The organism is Maledivibacter halophilus (assembly GCF_900167445.1).
GTDB classification, from domain to species: Bacteria; Bacillota; Clostridia; order Peptostreptococcales; family Caminicellaceae; genus Maledivibacter; species Maledivibacter halophilus.
Genome location: NZ_FUZT01000004.1, coordinates 402,751 through 422,424, shown reverse-complemented (window position 1 = coordinate 422,424; position 19,674 = coordinate 402,751). Strand labels below are relative to the sequence as shown.

The 19,674-nt window shown below is 28.0% G+C and carries 22 protein-coding genes; 5 read left to right on the top strand and 17 right to left on the bottom strand.

Features of this window, described 5'->3' with window-relative positions; all coding sequences use genetic code 11:
* Positions 1 to 2: 2 nt before the first annotated feature.
* Genes B5X81_RS10170 through B5X81_RS10155 form a run of 4 tightly spaced genes read right to left on the bottom strand, consistent with a single transcriptional unit; the run spans position 3 to position 2,765 of the window.
* On the bottom strand, positions 3 to 734 hold the full coding sequence (locus B5X81_RS10170) for a JAB domain-containing protein (RefSeq protein ID WP_079491449.1): 732 nt from the start codon (positions 732 to 734) through the stop codon (positions 3 to 5).
* Positions 721 to 969 (bottom strand): hypothetical protein, encoded by a 249-nt coding sequence (locus tag B5X81_RS10165; RefSeq protein ID WP_079491447.1) that lies wholly within the window; start codon positions 967 to 969, stop codon positions 721 to 723. Before B5X81_RS10165 ends, B5X81_RS10170 begins: the two co-directional genes overlap by 14 nt.
* Positions 962 to 1,987 (bottom strand): ParB/RepB/Spo0J family partition protein, encoded by a 1,026-nt coding sequence (locus B5X81_RS10160; RefSeq protein ID WP_079491445.1) that lies wholly within the window; start codon positions 1,985 to 1,987, stop codon positions 962 to 964. Before B5X81_RS10160 ends, B5X81_RS10165 begins: the two co-directional genes overlap by 8 nt.
* Positions 1,980 to 2,765 carry a ParA family protein gene (locus B5X81_RS10155; RefSeq protein WP_244282052.1) on the bottom strand — a complete coding sequence of 262 codons (786 nt, stop codon included), beginning with the start codon at positions 2,763 to 2,765 and terminating at the stop codon, positions 1,980 to 1,982. Before B5X81_RS10155 ends, B5X81_RS10160 begins: the two co-directional genes overlap by 8 nt.
* A 172-nt stretch (positions 2,766 to 2,937) precedes the next feature.
* Between B5X81_RS10155 and B5X81_RS10150 the strand changes: the two genes are divergently transcribed.
* Positions 2,938 to 3,153, top strand: a complete 216-nt coding sequence (locus B5X81_RS10150; RefSeq protein WP_079491442.1) for a helix-turn-helix transcriptional regulator — start codon at positions 2,938 to 2,940, stop codon at positions 3,151 to 3,153.
* 259 nt (positions 3,154 to 3,412) lie between these two features.
* Here the strand turns inward: B5X81_RS10150 and B5X81_RS10145 are convergent, their stop codons facing one another.
* The 7 genes from B5X81_RS10145 to B5X81_RS10120 form a co-directional block, all read right to left on the bottom strand.
* A complete protein-coding gene (locus B5X81_RS10145; RefSeq protein WP_079491441.1) occupies positions 3,413 to 4,201 on the bottom strand; it encodes an ADP-ribosyltransferase in 789 nt (262 codons plus the stop codon).
* Positions 4,202 to 4,979: 778 nt separating this feature from the next.
* Entirely contained in the window at positions 4,980 to 5,543 is a 564-nt protein-coding gene (locus B5X81_RS10140; RefSeq protein ID WP_079491439.1) for a hypothetical protein, read from the bottom strand.
* Between the two features lie 370 nt (positions 5,544 to 5,913).
* Positions 5,914 to 7,623 carry a hypothetical protein gene (locus B5X81_RS10135; RefSeq protein WP_079491438.1) on the bottom strand — a complete coding sequence of 570 codons (1,710 nt, stop codon included), beginning with the start codon at positions 7,621 to 7,623 and terminating at the stop codon, positions 5,914 to 5,916.
* A 433-nt stretch (positions 7,624 to 8,056) separates the two neighbouring features.
* Positions 8,057 to 9,265, bottom strand: coding sequence for a competence protein CoiA family protein (locus B5X81_RS10130; RefSeq protein ID WP_079491436.1), 1,209 nt, complete (start codon positions 9,263 to 9,265; stop codon positions 8,057 to 8,059).
* Between the two features lie 55 nt (positions 9,266 to 9,320).
* Positions 9,321 to 9,443, bottom strand: a complete 123-nt coding sequence (locus B5X81_RS28405) for a hypothetical protein (RefSeq protein ID WP_280175262.1) — start codon at positions 9,441 to 9,443, stop codon at positions 9,321 to 9,323.
* 53 nt (positions 9,444 to 9,496) lie between these two features.
* On the bottom strand, positions 9,497 to 9,877 hold the full coding sequence (locus B5X81_RS10125) for a P-loop domain-containing protein (RefSeq protein WP_330397365.1): 381 nt from the start codon (positions 9,875 to 9,877) through the stop codon (positions 9,497 to 9,499).
* A gap of 217 nt (positions 9,878 to 10,094) precedes the next feature.
* Positions 10,095 to 10,283: an aspartyl-phosphate phosphatase Spo0E family protein gene (locus B5X81_RS10120; protein WP_079491435.1), complete on the bottom strand. Its 189-nt coding sequence runs from the start codon at positions 10,281 to 10,283 to the stop codon at positions 10,095 to 10,097.
* A 129-nt stretch (positions 10,284 to 10,412) separates the two neighbouring features.
* Here B5X81_RS10120 and B5X81_RS10115 point away from each other — a divergent pair, with 129 nt between their 5' ends.
* Positions 10,413 to 10,616, top strand: coding sequence for a helix-turn-helix domain-containing protein (locus tag B5X81_RS10115; RefSeq protein ID WP_079491433.1), 204 nt, complete (start codon positions 10,413 to 10,415; stop codon positions 10,614 to 10,616).
* Positions 10,617 to 10,891: 275 nt separating this feature from the next.
* On the opposite strand, the gene B5X81_RS10110 is transcribed toward B5X81_RS10115, so the two are convergent.
* Together B5X81_RS10110 and B5X81_RS10105 are read right to left on the bottom strand one after the other, a co-directional pair.
* Positions 10,892 to 12,349: a WG repeat-containing protein gene (locus B5X81_RS10110; RefSeq protein ID WP_079491432.1), complete on the bottom strand. Its 1,458-nt coding sequence runs from the start codon at positions 12,347 to 12,349 to the stop codon at positions 10,892 to 10,894.
* 132 nt (positions 12,350 to 12,481) lie between these two features.
* Entirely contained in the window at positions 12,482 to 12,760 is a 279-nt protein-coding gene (locus B5X81_RS10105; protein WP_079491430.1) for a hypothetical protein, read from the bottom strand.
* 260 nt (positions 12,761 to 13,020) lie between these two features.
* Between B5X81_RS10105 and B5X81_RS10100 the strand changes: the two genes are divergently transcribed.
* The 3 genes from B5X81_RS10100 (at position 13,021) to B5X81_RS10090 (ending at position 16,626) form a co-directional block, all read left to right on the top strand.
* On the top strand, positions 13,021 to 14,289 hold the full coding sequence (locus B5X81_RS10100; RefSeq protein WP_079491429.1) for a (Fe-S)-binding protein: 1,269 nt from the start codon (positions 13,021 to 13,023) through the stop codon (positions 14,287 to 14,289).
* A gap of 296 nt (positions 14,290 to 14,585) precedes the next feature.
* The gene (locus B5X81_RS10095) at positions 14,586 to 16,040 is read left to right on the top strand and encodes a phospholipase D family protein (RefSeq protein ID WP_079491427.1); all 1,455 of its coding nucleotides are present in this window, start codon (positions 14,586 to 14,588) and stop codon (positions 16,038 to 16,040) included.
* 283 nt (positions 16,041 to 16,323) lie between these two features.
* A complete protein-coding gene (locus B5X81_RS10090) occupies positions 16,324 to 16,626 on the top strand; it encodes a hypothetical protein (RefSeq protein WP_079491426.1) in 303 nt (100 codons plus the stop codon).
* Between the two features lie 27 nt (positions 16,627 to 16,653).
* Here B5X81_RS10090 and B5X81_RS10085 read toward each other — a convergent pair whose 3' ends face one another.
* The 4 genes from B5X81_RS10085 to B5X81_RS10070 form a co-directional block, all read right to left on the bottom strand.
* Positions 16,654 to 17,217: a histidine phosphatase family protein gene (locus B5X81_RS10085; RefSeq protein WP_079491424.1), complete on the bottom strand. Its 564-nt coding sequence runs from the start codon at positions 17,215 to 17,217 to the stop codon at positions 16,654 to 16,656.
* Positions 17,218 to 17,316: 99 nt separating this feature from the next.
* Positions 17,317 to 17,865: an AAA family ATPase gene (locus B5X81_RS10080; RefSeq protein ID WP_079491423.1), complete on the bottom strand. Its 549-nt coding sequence runs from the start codon at positions 17,863 to 17,865 to the stop codon at positions 17,317 to 17,319.
* Positions 17,866 to 18,166: 301 nt separating this feature from the next.
* Entirely contained in the window at positions 18,167 to 18,490 is a 324-nt protein-coding gene (locus tag B5X81_RS10075; protein WP_330397367.1) for a hypothetical protein, read from the bottom strand.
* 5 nt (positions 18,491 to 18,495) lie between these two features.
* Positions 18,496 to 19,551 carry a C45 family autoproteolytic acyltransferase/hydolase gene (locus tag B5X81_RS10070; RefSeq protein WP_170917360.1) on the bottom strand — a complete coding sequence of 352 codons (1,056 nt, stop codon included), beginning with the start codon at positions 19,549 to 19,551 and terminating at the stop codon, positions 18,496 to 18,498.
* Positions 19,552 to 19,674 lie beyond the last annotated feature (123 nt).

Sequence of the window (19,674 nt, the reverse complement as noted above, 5' to 3'; positions counted from 1 at the left end):
CTCTATATTTCCATTTCCCACTCCTCTTCTTTATTAATTTCTTGCGGCATATAGCTTTCAATATTTTCTTTTGAAGAGTTTTCTCCTATATTAATTGGCTCATAATTCGCTTTTTCCTTACAACCTTGTGGCATTAAGCTCTTTTCCTGCAGGGATGTAAATTCTATTCCTGCAACAATAATGTGATCTAGTATTCTTATATCAAGGGGCTTAAATATATCAACAAGTCTTTGGGTTAATGCTATATCTTCCTTTGATGGTTTTAATGTGCCGCCTGGATGATTGTGGGCTAAAATAATGAAGCTGCAATCACATGCTAAAGCTTTCTTTAATACTTCCCTTGGGTAAACTACTGTTTGAGATACTGTACCCTCTGATACTATTTGAGCTTCTATTATGTTGTTGCCATTGTCTAAAAATGCTGCCATAAATCTTTCTTTATCCTTTATACTGCTTAATAAAGGTACGAAATAATTTGCTACTTCATTTGGTGTGGTAAATTTTATTTTATCTTCACGTTCATGATTTTTGAGTAGATTGTATGAAGAGATAATTTCTTTGAGAAGTCCTATTTTATTTAGCTGCTTTTCGTTAATTCCTAATGTTTTGGGATGCTCTAATATATTAAGGGGGTTATTTTCCTTTGCATACGACTCTAATTTTCTATAGGATACTCCAGTTAGAGTTTTTAATCCCTTCAAGAAGCTTTCTGTGTAGGGTCTATTGGTTTTCAAAATCCTCACCCCCATGTCTTGAATCTACATTTTCTATATAGAATAGTACATCCTGTATAGCTTGAAGCTTTTTATGAGCATCTTCAGGTAATTCCATAAGCTCGGTGTTTTTAAAGAAGTTAACGACACCATAATTATTAATGTATTGGGTTATTTTTAAATTCGATTTTTCATCAATATCTAATAAATTTATTAGGGATTTACATATTGCTTCGTACTCCTTGATTTTATTCACCAATTAATTCCCCCTTCATATCGTCACTATTATTTTCTTCTTGCTGGCTGAAATATAGAGCTAATGCCTTTTCTATAACTTCTTCTATCTCTTTTGATTTATGCTTAGGAGTAAAAAATTTATCTACTATTTTATTCTTCAATTTAAAGTGGGATGGTCTTCCTTTTTTCTTCTTCTTTATTTTTCCTTGGATAATACCAGCAGCTATTTTCCTTGTCAGTTCCTTGTTTTTAGAAGCTGAACGAATAAGCTCTGCCTTTTTCATATCTATTTTTGCACCCTTTATTTCTGCAAACACAGAGTAAACTAGCTGCTGTTCTTCCTCTTGTAAATATGATAAATCCACTCCTCCACGAATAGGTATTTTACCTTCATCTATGCAGCTTTGAAATGGCTTTATTAATTTTGATATTCTTAAATATCTTGCTATGGAGTTTTTGGATAGATTATATTCTTTCCCTACCTTTTCTCTTGCTTCCAACCTCCGCCCCATTGGGGCAGAAGTTCCAAAATCCTTTATTTCATCAGTCTTTGATAGCCGTTCAATTTCATTAAACAAATCACTTCTTACTCCTTGACTTTTCATAGCCTCGTGTCTTGATGCTATAACAGAAGCTCTTTCTGAATGGGTTAAATCTGTAAAGGAACGCTGTATTAAATTGGTTTCTGTTACAATTAAGAATGCTTCATCATCTGTTAAATCTTCCTTAATAACAGTGGGAATTTTTTCAAGTCCTGCTATTTTTCCTGCATTTACACGATTATGACCACTTAAAATTTCATATTTCCCATCGTCTGTTGGTCTTACTATGATGGGGATAATGATACCTAATTCCTTAATGCTTTCAACCATATCATCTAGTCTTTGACCTTCGTATAGCTTAAATGGATGAGCTTTAAATGGCACTAATATATCTATATCCAGTTCAATAACTCCTGCTGTTTCTTCTTTTTCATCTGCTTCCAGCATTTCTTTACCAAACATATCCTCAAAGCTCTGTAGTTTCTTTTTACTCATAGCTTATGTACTCCCTTCCAAAGTCTATATATGCTTGAGCTACTTTATTTTTCCTTTTATATTCAATAATGCTTTTATTTCTTAAATTAGATTCTCCTACCTTGACAGAAGCAGGGATTTTACTATTAAATACTCTGATCTGTTTTCCATAGGCTTCATCAATTAGCTTTACTATTTCCTTAGAAAGAATTGTTCTTTGGGTAAACATAGTGATGAGAATACCGTCAATTTCAATATTAGGATTGATTCTTCTTTTTACTTTGATAATTGTCTTTAAAAGAAGCTCTAATCCTTTAGCTGATAAATACTGGGGAGTAGCAGTTATTAGTACGGTATCACAAGCTACTAGAGCATTAATGGTTAGCATTCCTAGTGAAGGCATACAGTCGATAATGATGTAATCATATGATTCCTTAACCTCCTGGATAATTGATTTTAAGGTTAATTCCCTGCTCATTGCATTGACTAAATTGACCTCAACTGCTGACAGCTCAATGCTACAGGGTATGAAATCTAATTTTCCATTTGATATAATGTAATCTTCCTTAGAAGGCAGCTCTTTTTCCTCAATAACTCCCATCATAAGATGATAGATTGTGGTATCTAATTCTTCTGGTCGGTCAACTCCCATACACATTGCTAAGTTGCTCTGTGGGTCAAAATCAATTAATAGAACCTTTTTACCCTGCTCTGCCAATGCATAGCCTAGATTCATTGTTGTGGTAGTCTTACCTACCCCTCCCTTTTGATTGGCTATTGCTATTACTTTACTTGACATTAAATTTCCCTCCATTCTTTTTTGTAAACTTTTTAGTGTCTTTGTATATTTTATTATATCTTATGTCAATAATATTGTAAACTATTAAGTTTCTTTAGAAGTATATTTGTTGCTCTAGTCTAGATTTTAGTGTATATTATCTGTATAAAGACTTTTTGAAGGTGTGATATTTATGACTTTAACAATGGGTGAAAAAATTCGTATTGTTCTTAGACGTAAAAAAATGACAATCACTGATTTAGCGATTGCCATTGGTACTTCTAGACAGAATTTAACCAATAAATTAAATAGGGATAATTTTTCAGAAAAAGAACTTCAGCAGATTGCTGAAGCTCTTGGTGGTCGATTTGAGGGTTATTTTGTTTTTGGGGATGGGGAGAAGGTGTAGCTATTTATTCATCACTACTCTAGCCCTTTTATGTTTTCTCCAACGATAAACTTAAACTTTTCATAATTTCAATCTTAACTCTTTCTTGAAGATAAAGGGATTGGTCGTTTTCATTTCCTTTTTTCACCTATTATCTCATCTAATAGACAAGAGTAATCAATATAATTCTACCTTCTTTTTGCCAACCCTTATCGACTTGCTGTTACCTAGCCTCCAGTGCTCACACCCATATGCTAATGTTTTGTTATACATAGTAAATTTACTGTATTAACTCTCCTACAAATATAGCATTATTACTTTTAATTACAACAGATTCTATAATTTTAATTTTAGTTCCTTTGTCAATCAATATTTCAGCTTCATCATACCTTATTGCAACTAGTGAAACATCAATTGCTCTAATTCCATTCTTAACTTTCAATATTAATAACACAACCCCATCCGACTCATCATAAGTTGTTTTATTATAATGGTCATAATACAAATTTTTACTTGTACTCAAATATGCTTTATCTTTATAAACAAGTCCTGGTTCAACTTCTTTTAGCTTACAGCCAACTGCATTTTCAAATCCACTCTTGCTCATCCATCTAAAAGTTATCATGTTTTCACTTATACTTTTTCTTGCGAAAATATAATCAAAGTTTTCAATATGAGAAATCATTTGATGGTAATAATAATCTCTTTCTTTAAATAATTGTCCATCTTCTCTTAAAAATGAATTTATAGAACTATAAATATTTCCACAATAAAATCTAATAGTGCTTACAATTTTCTCAGTGAATTTTGAAGTGCAATTCCCATAGAATAAGGCGTTACGAATTAGTAGATCAATAATATCATCCCATATGTAAGACTTTTTCTCACTCCATTCTCTACTTTCACTCTCTGAAAAAAATACTTGATAATCACTAGATAATTTTTTCATAACTAAATAATCTTCAATATATTTGTATACATTTTCTTTAAATTCTCTATTCTCATATTTAATGGGCTCATTTATTTTTTTATAATAATACCTCATTATAAAAGTCTCAATTGATTTCACTTGTCACCTCAATAGTAAAATTTATTATGTATAATGGTTTGAATTATCCATGTCTCTTAGCTGAATCCTATGAACCTTTCTTCGCAGGTGATGCTTTGCACTCAGTGAAGAGATGTATTGCTGTTACCGGCAATCAAATTTGGAGAAATTCTGGCAAATAATTTTCCTGAACTCTTTCCAGTAATGAAGTTTGCTATTGCCATTGAGTCTCTGCGGGTATGATTATAAAGCCCGTTGAAAATAAAGAGCTTGGCATTATAAAGCCTATCATCCCCCCCATGTCAATAGTTCGATACGCCAAATTTAGTTTTAAATTGGAAAAACTTTTCATTCCTATTTGCCAAAATATCGGTATTTCTAATTGCCAGTCACATCTGTGAATGGTAAAATAAAATGGAGAGATTTTGGGATTTACTACATGGTGTTATGTGCCATCAATAAGTGCTAATACAACTTCATAAAATACTACAAATAGAATTATTATCATAAGAACAATGATTATACTGTACGTTAAACCTCTCATCAACCATTGATTCTCCTACTTCTAGTCGCCCTTTTATACCCATAATTCTTTTTGCACTTTCTTGGTCAAAGATAGCATCATAGAATGAATAGAACCTTTGTATGTGTTACCTCCAAAATATACTTTTCTAACATTTCCCGTTTTGTCCATAATTCTTTTAACTCCTCATTTTAAGTATATATATATTCATATGGGATTGGATAATATAATAATAAATAATTCCAAATTATTTATTATAACTAATTAGATAATTTCTTATTTATTTTTAATCTTTGATGAATCATACAATAAGTAATTTATCATATACATACCACAAATATAATCTTTTGATTTCTCTACTTCATCTAAAATCTGTAGGCTTGATCTATAAAAATTTTTTTCATGCATTTTATATACTTCAAAACCTATTTTTATCATTAAAGTTATTAGAAATAAATTTACTATCACATATAAGATAGGTAGAATATTATTTACCTTTAGAGTATCACTTGTTGTTATCACTACTAAAGTAGTTAATAAAAAAGTCACTGTTCCTAAATAATCAAAAGATAAATTAGAATTTAAGTTCTCATTCAAATATAATCTATGGTCAACTTTATGATTTTTCTTATTGCAAAAGTATTCCCTTATAAAACAATAAATCTCATCTTTTTTCTTGAATTTTCTTTTTGTGTCAAAGTACGCTCTACATTTTTTATTGTATATGAATATTTTTATCGGTTTATTAAATATTAAATTTAGCATAGATATGAATAATGCTATTAATAATATCCAACCAAAAGTGCTTTTTTCACTCATTATTACTATAAATTTTTCCATAATAATAATTTCCTCCATATCAAATATATTTCATCCCAAAAGTGTAAGAATAGAGTCAATCATGGGTTATTTCTAATTCTATTATTTCTATAAGTTTGCTAGTGTCTTCGTCTATTTCTTTATGATTAGTACTTGTCATATCAATTATTATTTGTATGTTTTCAGTCTAATTGTCAATTAGTAATTTAAATATATCATCCATGTTTTCAGTTGACTGTTCGTGTTGTAGTGGAGTGCATATTATTATTAGAAAAACTTCATTTTACCTGCCATATACAATAACAATACAATCACTAGATACTGCTGAAAACTTAAGGTTGAACGAATTAAAGAAAATACGCTTGTCCTATTACAATTTTAAAATTTGGCTTTACTTATCATAACATATTAATTCCTTACACCAATCATAAAATTCATTATAGCTACAAGAAAATATGTCATTTCCTCTGTAAAAATCTGAGAAGGAATTCTTATACTTAAATACTAAAAATGATTTAATATTGGTGAATTCTATCGCTAGAACCTTCTCAAATAATGACTTATTTTTTCTAATTATATCTACTAATCTTAAATGTTTATTAATATTTGACTTGTTTCTGCTATAAGATTTACTGATCTCAAATATATTTCTATCTATATCTTGATTTTTATACTCCATTGTATATAAAGTTTTATTATAAACAAAGTAAAAATCCAGTTCTTTAGTAATACCCTTTTCTTTAAATAAAGATTTAAGTTCTTTTTTGCTCTCAAGTTCAAAGCTTACATCCCCTGGTACACCATATTTCATAATGAGCTCTTTTAAATCCTTAAGTTCTTTTTCATCATATAATTTCTTTATCTGCTTTTTTAAATTACCATCATTTGAAAGTTCTTTTCTTAAAATCCTATATCTTAGATAATGTGATGCCTCAACTAGCATATAGTAAGAAACAATAAAATAATTATCAACTTTTATAATCGGAGCCCTAAAAACTCTATTATCAGTTGATAAGATAGCATCTTCCAAGCTCCCTTCTGGCTTTCTTAAAGAAATGGCTTGTATTATTTTTTTGATATTTTCGACATTGGCTCCCGTAGCTATATGCATATCATAATATAGGAGTTTATCTTCAACAATATTACTTATATGTTGTATATTAAGATATTTACCTTCTATTTTTTTTATATAGTCTTCTAATATTTTGATTGAATATCCCTCTTTTTTCTCAAATTGTAAGAATATAGCATTAGCTTCTGAACTATTTATATCAACTGATGAATTATAAATAGTTTCTGAATATAGTTTCAGCTTATCTTTAAAATCATCATCAAAGCATAAATTATTCTCATTTATTCTAAACTTGACCCCATAATGCGATAAATTGTTTATACTTTTCTTTATTACTAAAGTATATATTATTTTATCAGTAAACAAAAAAATATTATCTATATTTATTGTCACTCTTTCTTCTTCAGGATAATCTAAATCTTCATTTAAAATCAAACCAATAAGATATTCACAACTTTTCTTTTCTACACCCAGTATGCTACCTATCTCTAACTCAGCTTCACTATGTATTAATCCGATTGTATCAATTATCATGTTTTGGATATTTATATCTTTTTCTTCAGCATCAGGTGCCTTGTGCTTAAAAAGATATGCGCTACCCATAGATATATAACTAATCATACTTGATATAGAATAAAATAACATAAGTAAATTTTCTTTGCTAGAGTTTAACAACTCCTTATTCAACATTTGTTTATATTCTTGCAAAAGAAAATTTGTTACTGCAATTTTATCTTCTTTCCTATCTAATTCATAGTTTTTGTTGATGGGTAATTTACTTAGTATTTTCTTTTCCAATTGAATTCCTTTGTCAGAATATTCAATTTTAGGTAAAATTACATACTCTCCAAAATATTCTTGTTGAATCCTAATTGCTTCAATTGTTTTATTATATTTATAACACAGTTGTAAAACTCTTCCATATAAATCTAGCAAATATTTTTTAATGTATTCTTCACCACTTCCATTTCTTAACAAACTACTATTTTTCATATTCTGTAAATTTATACGTTCACTAAAGTCATACATACTAAATCTCCGTTCCTATAAAAATATCTGTAATAATAAAGATAATGAGTTGCTAGTTTCTTAACAGTAATTGATAGTGTATTTACTGTCACCTTATTATCTGTTCACAACTTTTACCTCACAACTATTTTAATTACGCAAATTTTGTAAAATTCCTTTGACTAGTTTTGTCGAATTTAAACCTCTCCTCTTATGAATATGCTCCCTTTATAAAGAACAGTATATTATTTTAATTGTATACCACAAATGGAGCATGTCACAGCAGGTATTTTACGTTATACAAATATAAAAATGGCAGCTACTAATTTAGCAACTGCCATTTTTATATCTCAAAATAAAATTCAACTCATGAATTGAATACATCTATATCATTCCATTGTTTTCTACATCACTCACAAACTATTAAAACATAGAACATATTTACTTTTTTATGTTATTTTATGTATTTTATTTCTACTAGCCATTTTCTTATACTTGTATTATTAATCTTTCCAAGTGAACTTGATGCCTTTATTTTTAATTCATTTAAATTTATATCAAGATCATGTAAACAATTTATATTTTCTACAATATAGAAATATAAGGATTCAGCTTCATCTTTTGTAATATGCTTTGTACCAATTTTTCTTAATATAATATTTGCTTCATTATGACTAATTTTTCTATGTGTATTTTTTTGATATTTCTTCTCTTTTTTTATTATAGAACTCTTATTATCTTTTTTATTTACAATATCTCTTCGAGCCATTATTTCAGAAATAAGTTCCAATTTTTCTTCATTTTGTTTATTTAATATTTCTTCATATTCCTTTTTTCTTTTTTCACGTTCTCTTTCGAGTTCTTCTTGAATTTTAATTCCTTCAATAAATTCTTTTTTATTATGTTCTTTCCATACATGATATTTATCAAAAAAATCGACTTCAAATCTACCACTAGATGATAATATAAAATCATTGATATTATAATTTATTTCAAAAATATCTTCTATTTTATGACCTTTATAATTAAATTGAAAATCTTTAAGTAAAGTAATTACTTTAGTATCAACATCCAAAAAACTTATTACTTTATTTATAGACTCATTTAATACAATTCTTTTATTCAATTCCATTTCTTCTTGATTCGTATAAATCTTATTGTAGAAATCTTTAGTATTTAAAAACCAAACATTATTTATACCAGCATCCTTATAAGCTTGGTTTTTCTTATTAAAATTAATAGAATTTATTTTCCTCACATAATCTATAGCCAATTTTTCTCCACTATTAAATTCAAAATAAAAGTCAGCACGACCAACATTTTTAATAACTTTTTCAGTATAAGTGCTAGAAATTGATTCAGGAAATATTTTTTCAAGTTGTTTAAATAATACTTTTTTTGCTTTTCTTTGATTAGCAGTCAAACCTTTACTATACTCACTATATGGACAATCTTTATTACTTCCTTTTGAATGATAGAAATGCTCAGTTATATCTTCACTAAATCTAAAATGTACTACATTTCCACAATCAGTACATCTCAATCTATGATTTTTACTTGCTTCTCTTAACATAAGTATATTTTTCTTTATTTTACTATAATCTCTATTTTCCAGTAATTTAAATACATTAATGACTTTACCATCTAAAATAGCATTTTCCATGTTTATCCCCCTATATCAATTATTATTGACATAGTTTTTGCTTCTATATGATTTCTTAATTTCCTTCAATTATTTGTAAAACTATACATTTATTCATTTTAAAAAAATATGCTTTTTCTTCAATATTTTTATATTGCTTTTCCAAAAAATCCAAGTCCACCTGATACTCTTGTCCCACCTATCCACAAAAAAATATCTCCACCTCATACTCCACGAAATACCTGCTATTACTCATATTCCCCCTTTTAGACACATGCTTATGACTAATATCCATAATGGGTGTATTATCTCATCAACAGCTCCGGGGTTTTTGGGATCTATTACATGGGGTGCTGTTCCGTCTACAAGGGCTACTCCTAGTTTATGAAATACTACACCATCAACAGAATTATTATCAGAAGAACAGTGGTGATATTCTACATCAAATCCCTTTTCCAGCATTGCTTCTCCTAACTTTTTCATAAAGTGAGATTTCCCTACTCCTGGGCCTCCTTTTATAACCATGATTCTATTTGCACTTTTCTGGTCTAAAATATAGTCATAGTATGAGTAGAAGCCCTTGTATGTATTTCCTCCAGGATATACTCTTCTTATATTACCCTTCTTGCCCATATTGTTTTCAACTCCTTATTTTAATATATCTGAGAAACTTGCATAATTACCGTTATTAATTTTAAAATACAATATGGAGATAAACCTTCTAACTCTCTCTACTACATTTTATATTTTAAAATTCTTCACATGTATTATACAATTTCCTCATATATATATATTCATTGGGGCTTGGGTAATATAATTAGAAAAACAATTTAAATTGTTTACATAGAAATTATATTTTAGAACTCTTCTTTTGTTTAATTGAAATATACTTGTCAAGCTCCTGACTTATTTTTACTACCTCATCTACATTTCCATATTCGTAATATATTCTATTTAAAACTAGTCTTAATTCTTCAAAATTGTCGTCCTCAATTCCTTTATAAGTTATTTTATCAAGTATTTCTTTTATCTCAAACATATAATCATCTTGTATTTTTTTATGACTTTTTTGTATTAAATCTCCCTCTTTATAAATACCATAGGCGTATTAAGCCTATATGTCAATACTACTAATACGCCTAATATATAATTTTCTTGGGGTGATTTTATGATTTTTAAACGTATACGCAACATGAGAGAAGATAATGATTTAAAACAAGTTCAATTAGCAAATTATTTAAATATTGATCAAAGAACTTATTCAAGATATGAACGGGGTGAAATTACCATATCTGTAGAAACATTATGCAAACTTGCAGATTTTTATGGAACAAGCTTAGACTATTTAGCAGGAAGAACTGATGAAAAATAGCCTTATCCACAATCAAAAACCTATAAATAGGCATAAAAAAACTTATGCTATACAATTTGTGCTAAAAAAAATTTTGGGATTGCTGAAGGGGATTTTTTGAAGGGGTATTGACAAAAAGGGCTTGATTTATCCTTATATATTTCTGCCAATCACTTTGATAATATCTTCTATGAATAAAACTTTCTAAGTTTTTATGGGAAATCTCAAGTAATTGTTAAACCTTCTTTAAAGAAAGCTTTTAATCTTTTGCAAATTATGCTTGTATTATTAAATTTTTAATGTATTTCACTAAAAATTTTATTCCCAGTTTTATCTATACATATCCATTTGGTGTTAAGCTTCACAAAAGCTAATCCATTATTAAAATACGTCACATCATCATATTTAGGTTCAATTATTGCTTTTCCTTTTAAATCAATAAAGCCCCATTTGTTGTGTTTTTTTACTGGAATCAGTCCATCAGAAACATGATAATCTATTTCTTCAAAAGATACTTCAGTTAATTGCTTTCCATTTCTTTTAAATAATCCCTTTTTATCTTGTAAGGTTACTAATAAAGTATTATTGGGGAAATGCTGAATTTCATCATAAATGGGTTTTATAATCTCTTTTCCTTCTATATTTATTATCCCATATTTATTATTAGTTTCAACCTGAGCTATTCCATTTTTGAAATGTGTAAAATCATCATACTTTGCTTCTACAATTACTTCACCTAAATTATTTATGTATCCATACTTGTTTTCATCGTCATATTTGTAACAAATAGGAGCAATATTTTCAGTAAATAGACCAATTTCTTCATATGCAGGCTTTATTATCATTTCACCCTGTTTATTAATAGCGCCCCATTTGCCTTCATACTTTACTCTAGCCATTCCATTATAAAAACGTCTGGCACTTTCATATTTAGGTTTTGCTATAATTTCTCCTCTTTCATTAATATAACCAAACTTATCATTTGATTCTATTATTGTAAAACCTTCATGAAATTTAGTATTATCTATATTTATATCTAATCCATTAAATTCTAATTCTTTTACTACATCTCCATTAATATTGATTAAGCTGTATTTATAATCCTCTGTTCTTGCTAAAGCAATCGAATTAGAAAAAGAACTAATATAGACGTATTTAGGAGGAAAAACCACATTGCCTTTTGTATTTAGAAGACCCCATTTACCATTTTTTCTTACAAATATTATTTCATTTGATAATTGAAAATCTATTTTATCATAAATAGGATTTATTATGATATCCCCACTTTTTATATTAATACACCCATATTTATAATTATCTTTCTCTTTTACTATAACATATTCTTCATTGACAGGATCAACCTTGGTAAAAACAGCAGGGACTACTTCCTTTCCTTGACTATCTACACAACCAAAACCTTCTTCTCCTTTAACAACATAGATTTGATCTAAAAACGACTGTATATTTTCATATTTAGGATTTATGATATACTCACCATTTTTATTAATAACTCCCCAATAATTATCTTTCTTTACCCAAGCTATACCATTTCTAAATTCTTCAGCTTTGTCATAGAAATCCTTTATTGAAAGATTACCATTTTTATCAATATAACAATATCCTTCATTAACTTTAACAGCTGCAAGTTCCTCTGAAAATGGAGAAACCTCCTGAAACTCTAATTTTTCTTTATTACAAGATATTAACATAATAATAAAAATAATAATCATAGTTGAATATATAATTTTTTTCATCAACAAACAACCTTTCTAGATCATTCAAACCTTTAAAACATTCTAACATGATATTACCATATATTGTATTTCATAACAACTTTAAAAATAATCCACTTCTTTGTATTAGATAGGGATTATATTGATGTTTGATTATTTATTAATTATTAACCTCTGCCTTATAAATTGGTGATTTATATGATACTTCAAACGACGATTAAATTCTAAATTAATTTTATTAACTCTTCTGGATATAGTATCTTTCTTCCATTTTTCATAATAAAAAAACACACAATTACCAGACCAAGCCTTTAATCCCATTCCTTGTATTATATAATCCCCTAATGATCCAAAATATTTAGTGTCAACCATCATAAAAAATGATATAACTGTTAGCATAATTGAACCAATTGCAAGTATTTTATTTTTCAAAGAGTAAACCTCCCATTTGATTACTACAACAGTTTATATTACCATACCTATCTTCTATACTCAACAGGTTTAGACAGCATAATCACAGCTCCAATATACTGACAGGGTCAAGCTCACTTTTAAACTTTATGATGAAATAAAAAGATAAAAAATAAGGATAACTAAAACATTCAATAAGTCTATTTGTCAAGGTAGTGAAAAAAATATAAAATATAATTAAATACATAGAACCAAATTTATTTATATGAGGAGAAATTGAAATGGAAGAATGGTTAACAAATTTTTACAAAACTGAAAAACAGAAAATGATAGAAAATTGTATTGAATGCGGATTATGTGTCAAGCATTGTTCTATTGTAGATAAAACTGATTTAAGGGACTTGCCACCTAAAAAAATTCAAAAAGACTGTTTAGATTTTTTAAAAAATGGATCTAAAAATGACACAGTTTATACAAAAGCTTTCTCTTGTGTGGAATGTTATAAATGTGTGGAAGGCATATGCCCTCAAGGGTTAAATCCTATGGTTATGAATGAAATAATTAGATCTGAGTATATAAAAAACTCTGATTTAGAAGATCAGTATAGTAATCCAAAAGATTATAACTCTATTCATAAAATATTATCAAGCATACAAGTATCTAAAGAAGATTATACAAAAATAACGTCAAGTTCTGAGAAAAAAAGTTCTAAATATGTTTTTTTTCCTGGATGTAACGTATATTTTCAGCCTGAAAAAATATTAAATGCTTTAGATATCATAGATACTATAACAAAAGATTATGCATTTGTACCAGGGCTAGATTATTGTTGTGGTAACAATGAATTATACTTTGGTAAAATCGAAAAAGGAGAAAAAAATATTAATACTTTGGTAGATAAACTCGCATCATATAATCCAGAAACAGTGATTTTCTGGTGCCCTACTTGCCAATGTCGCTTTGATAAAACAGTTCCTATAATTAAAGACATTCCTTTTAAAGTAGTTTCTTTTTCACAATTTGTTTCAGAACATATGGAAAAGTTACCTATTAAAGAAATGCCTAATACGAAAGTAACTCTCCATGAACCATGTAAATCTGCTTATACTGGTTTAGATTTAACAGGAACCAGAGATATATTAAATAATATCCCTGGAATCCAATTAATAGAAATGCCTCGTCATGGACGTAATACCTCTTGTTGTGGAAGTTGGTGTACTCTTCATTTGAAAGATAGTTCTAATAAGGTAAAGGAAGAGCGACTTCAAGAAGCAGCAAATACAAACGCTGATTTACTAATAGATGTTTGTCATTTTTGTCACGAATTTTTTTCTCTTGAAGAAAAGAACTATAATTATTCTATTATTAATTATGCGAATTTATTGGCTGAGGTTGTTGGTATAAAGAGAGAAGATAAACATAAAAAATACAAACACTGGAAAGATCTAGATATGATTATGAAAGACGCACAAGAATTTATACAACAATCCCCTTATTCAGAAAAAGAAATCATTGAAATATTATGTAAAGTATATGAAATCAGTTTATAATAGAAAATAGTGCTTGTTTATTTAAATTGCTACACTTGAAGAATAAAAAACTGCATAGGATAATAGATACAGACAAGACTTTACTTTATGTAATAAAGTAAAATCTTGCTTTCTTACAGTAAAGCAATGGATAAATTTTAATTTCCCTTTATTTATAAGTATTTTTTTATCTTATTTATAAAATAGCTGTAAATCATTATTGATCTGTGTTAAAATCTTTTCATAATGCTTTTTGTCAAATTTTGTTGAATATACTATTAAAAATTTCAATAAATAAATCTAAAAGGAGATTTTTTATGATCAATAAGACTGTTAATAAACAAAAAAAGAGCTATCTATTTAAATATTTTCTATTAGGAATTATATTAATATGTATTATTAATGGATTTATAACACCCATTCCAAAAGAAATTTCAGTTCAAGGACCCATAAGGTATGATTCTGACATAAAATTTCTTTACGATCTCACATATATGAGTAAAATTCATTCAGATAAAAAGAACTATGATCAAGCCATATTTAGTAGCTGGTTAAGTACAATAAACCAAGCTGAAGATTTTATTATTATAGATATGTTTTTATTCAATGATTACTATGATTCAAAATATGACTTCCCACAAATATCAAAAAAACTTACAAATGCCATTATTAAAAAGAAAAAAGAAAACCCAAATATAAATATACTTTTTATTACAGATGAAATCAATAATTTTTATGGAGCATACGAATCTAAATATATTAAGAAATTAAAAGAAAATGGTATTGATGTAGTAATTACTAATAGTGAAGTTCTGAGAGACTCTAACCCCTTATATTCAGGGATATGGAGAACTTTGCTTAAATGGTTTGGAACAGAGGGTAAAGGATGGCTTCCTAGCCCATTTGGTGCTAATTCCCCTAAAGTAACATTAAGAGGTTATCTTAAACTTCTAAATTTCAAAGCAAACCATAGAAAAGTACTTATTACTGATAAAAGTGCAATTGTATCTTCTGCAAATCCCCATGATGCTAGTAGTTACCATTCCAATATAGCTTTTGAAGTAAGTGGAAAAATTTTATATGATTTAATACAGACTGAATTAGAAATTGCAAGGTTATCAGGATATAAAAATACTAATCTTGAGGAAGCGAAAATATCCTTTACAAATTCTAAGAAATCAGATACAACTGTACAAGTTATTACTGAAGGAAAGATTAGAGATAATATTATAAGTTCAATAAATAAAACCAATAAAAATGATAAAATAACAATTGGTATGTTTTATCTATCACATAGAAAAATAATCAAGTCTATTATAGATGCAGGGAATAGAGGGGTAATAGTAAAAATCATTTTAGATCCTAATAAAGATGCTTTTGGTATAAAGAAAAATGGGATACCAAATAGACAAGCAGCACATGAAATAATTAAAAAAACAAACAATAAAGTGAATATAAGGTGGTATGATACACATGGAGAGCAATATCACGCTAAGCTGATTTTTATAGAAAAGAAAAACCAATCTATTATAATTGGTGGGTCAGCAAACCTGACTAGAAGAAATATTGATAATTATAATTTAGAGACTAATTTACTGATAAAAACAAAACCTACTAAAAAATTAAGTAAAGACATCAAATCATATTTCAAAAGAATTTGGAATAATGAAAATGGCTATTATACAGTTAATTATGAAGATTATAAATCTAAGTCCTTTATAAAAACTATTATTTATCGTATTCAGGAAGCCACTGGCTTATCCACTTTTTAAAATTTGAAAAATATATTCCCCCATATTCTCATAGTAAAACTTAATTTATACATCTCAAAATATCCAGCATTTTTAAAGAATTTTGAAATGTATAAATTAACTATTTTACTGGAATATCTATATTGAGGAAGTTGCATAATTCTAACTTGGCAGAATTACATAATATATGTAGAACTATACAATTTCCTCATTCAATAAAACTTGATTTAGTTGAGCTTTTATTAATAGTTAAAGTATGATATCTTTAATATGAAATAACTTATAATTGAGGTGAAGATATAGTATGAATCTAAATGACAAATACAATGAAAAAATGATATTAGAAGAGTTTAGAAAAAGAGAGATTAGACAATATATTACTATATTTTTAATGCTTTTAGTATATCCTGCTATAATTTTAATTTCTGCAATCTATGAAAGTCATTTAAATAAAATCCCTAAAATAATATTGTATGGAATTATTCTTGCTTTACTTGCTCCAGTAGTTTATATCTATTATAATTGGAGATGTCCTAGGTGTGGATCTTTTTTAGGAAAAAGGTTTTTGCCAAAATTTTGTAATATATGTGGTGCTAAGCTTAGATAAACACTTTAAGCAAAATTTTATTTTTCTTCATTTTATAATAACTTCTTGTATATTTATTGCATTCAAGCCTTCAAAATCAATGAAGACTATGAAGAGCATAAGATTTTTAATTCTACTAAATACACTATAATCAAAACTCTTGTCATAATAATTAATAATGGTACTAAGAGCAGTTCCATGGGTTCCAATTACAATGTTTTTATCCGCATTGCTTTTCAAAATTTTATGGATTACATTAATATTTCTAGTTTGCACTTCATTCAAATTCTCACCGTTACTCAATTTATAATTAAAATCTTCCCACTGTTTTTTAGCAAATTCATTAAAATCTTCTATCCAAATATCAGCAACTTTTCTTTCTCTCAAGTCTTCAACCTTTTCAATCTCAAACTCAAATCGGTCAGCAAAGTCTTTTATTGTATCTACTGCCCTTTTAAAAGGACTTGAATACACTTTATGAATTCTTTTATCAGATAAATATTCGGTTATTTTTTTACAAGCTCTTATACCTTCTTCACAAAGTGGTCTGTTTAGATCATCTTTAATTGAAAAATCAGGCTTTGAATGTCGTACAAAATATATCCTTGTCATTTTATTTCCCCCAACAAAAATATTCAATTTTCACTTTACTTAAGCCCCTTAAACATCTTCGTTCGAATATGTTTTATAATACTTTCTTTCCCTGTCTTTTTAGTCAAAGGACTTTAGCCTATTCCCATTATTAATATTCATTAATATTTCTTCAACTACTTCTTCTTTGTTTTTTCCATCAATATATATATGCTTTACAAATCTATTGTTTGACAAGACTTCTATACATGGTTCTATTCTTTTAAATGTCCACCCACCAATTTTATCTCCTCTTTTTATAAGTCTAGCTTGGATAGTAGAGTATTCTCCATTCAGATAAAAATGATAAAAATCTTTGTCTATCTCCTCTAAGCCCTTTACTATATATTGAAAGTTTTTTTCCTTATATATAGTCATTGGTATTATAAGATTTTTTCTATATTTTTCTTTTAATTCTCTTGCTATATTTACAACAAGAACTTTCCATATTTCTATATCTTGAAAATCATCAGTATCTTCTTTTCCATACCTTACTCCTTCAGTAATTTTGCGTATCATAAATCCAACTTCCTCGGGATCGAAAATTATACTATTTTCCACTCTTTCCACTAATATATTCGCTGTCGTAGTTTTACCTGCTCCGAATGCACCATTTACTAAAATTATCATCTTAGTTCCCCCTCGTAAGTTAATCTAGAAATTCTATATAACAATATCATTACATAATATTTTATTTCTCTCAATTAATAAATCTAGAATTAATTTTCATAAGCTACTATCTAAGTTAAGGATAAAAAAGTATTTACACTTGTATATCAAAAAATTGTGATATTCTATTATTAACCACACTGGGATTATCTTGATTTGTATTATGAACTGAATTTTTGATCATATGAAACCTGCATTTTGTATTTGCTATCTTATTCCAATACCTTAATCCTTCTTTTTATATAAAATGAAGGATTAACTACTAAATTAATTCCACCAACTCTTCTAGCACTAATAATTCATTTTCTCTTCTTATTAAGGCCTTCGCTGTATTTCTTATAGATGACTTCAAATAGTCAAAGGTAATTATTTCGGACTTAAAATACCTTTCCTGGAACTCTGTTAGTGCTGCTATCTGAAGCTTATCGTAGCTATTTAATTCCTTTGCAACTACAAGTTTATCCTCATTGTCATCTAATCTTCTAATAATACCAATTACTTTTCCTTCATATTCATCTAAAGGCTCAAATTCCCCAAGCACATAGGCATCAATCTCTTCTCCATCTCCACTAAGAGTATTTTCTATAAAATCTAAAATTCATACCGTACATAATTAGATTCGCAGGGATTACCGACGGATATATATATATTCCCTTCTTCAGGTACCATGATAAATGATGCTAATGTTTCAGATGATATTTCCGCACTAGGATCAATGTGACGACATATAGAATTTGGATAATCATCATGATCAGATAATATTTTCATAATTTTTTCAATATTTATGTTACCATAACTCTCGTTCATTAAACTGTGCATTCTATCTAATCGATTATAACTATCAGGTTGTAATTGTGGTGCAGTATCGACTCTTTCAAAACGTTTTGTAATATAATGATTTGAATGCAATAACATATCTCTTTCTGGGTATAAAAGTTGAAAATCGTTATGAATACTCTCAATACCACATATATGGCCATTTCTATCTGCTAAATGATAGTATCCAAGACCACTAGCAACTTGTTTAAGAATACCCATGGCATCATTGATATTTTTCTCTCTCATCACTTTAGGAAGATAACAGCCCATGGGAATATTAGATGAGGAATCTTCACCTATAGTAGAATTTCCACAAATACCAATTCCAGTAGACGAAAATGTTAATTCACTGGAATTAGAAAAACTTAATGTAAATTGTACAATACCATTAGAATGATGAATTTTCAATAAATCTATTGGTGTTCCAGTAAGAAAATCTATATTTTGTCCTAAAATAGTTTTCCCATCTTCCGTTGCCTTTCCTGTGACTGCAAAGGATGTGCATAAGCCTGCAATATTATTATAGTTTAAAGTAAGTTCATTAAAACATTTCTGAGTAAATATTTCTTCAAAACTAAGGCCAGTGGCATCAGCCTGCCCTCGCATTATTTCAACCAGATAAGGATCAAATTCTCTAACTTTTGGAAAAAACTTCATTGCATGGGAAATAATTTGTTCCTTTGAAGCTTGATGAAAATACTCCATGCTATTATTAATGTTTTCTGAAATTTTTAGAATACTTTCTTTACAGCCTTCTCCCCACTGTATGCCTATTTCATAAGGAGTCCCTCGACACTCAACAAGTTTAAACTCTTTAGAATTCTTCATTATACTCTCTCCTTTCATTCCATTATATCACTTGAATGGAAGCCTTTGTATATACTCTCCCTTCAAGATACACTATATTAATATTCTCTTTATTGTGTATATTCTTTTAACTCCTCTTTTTAA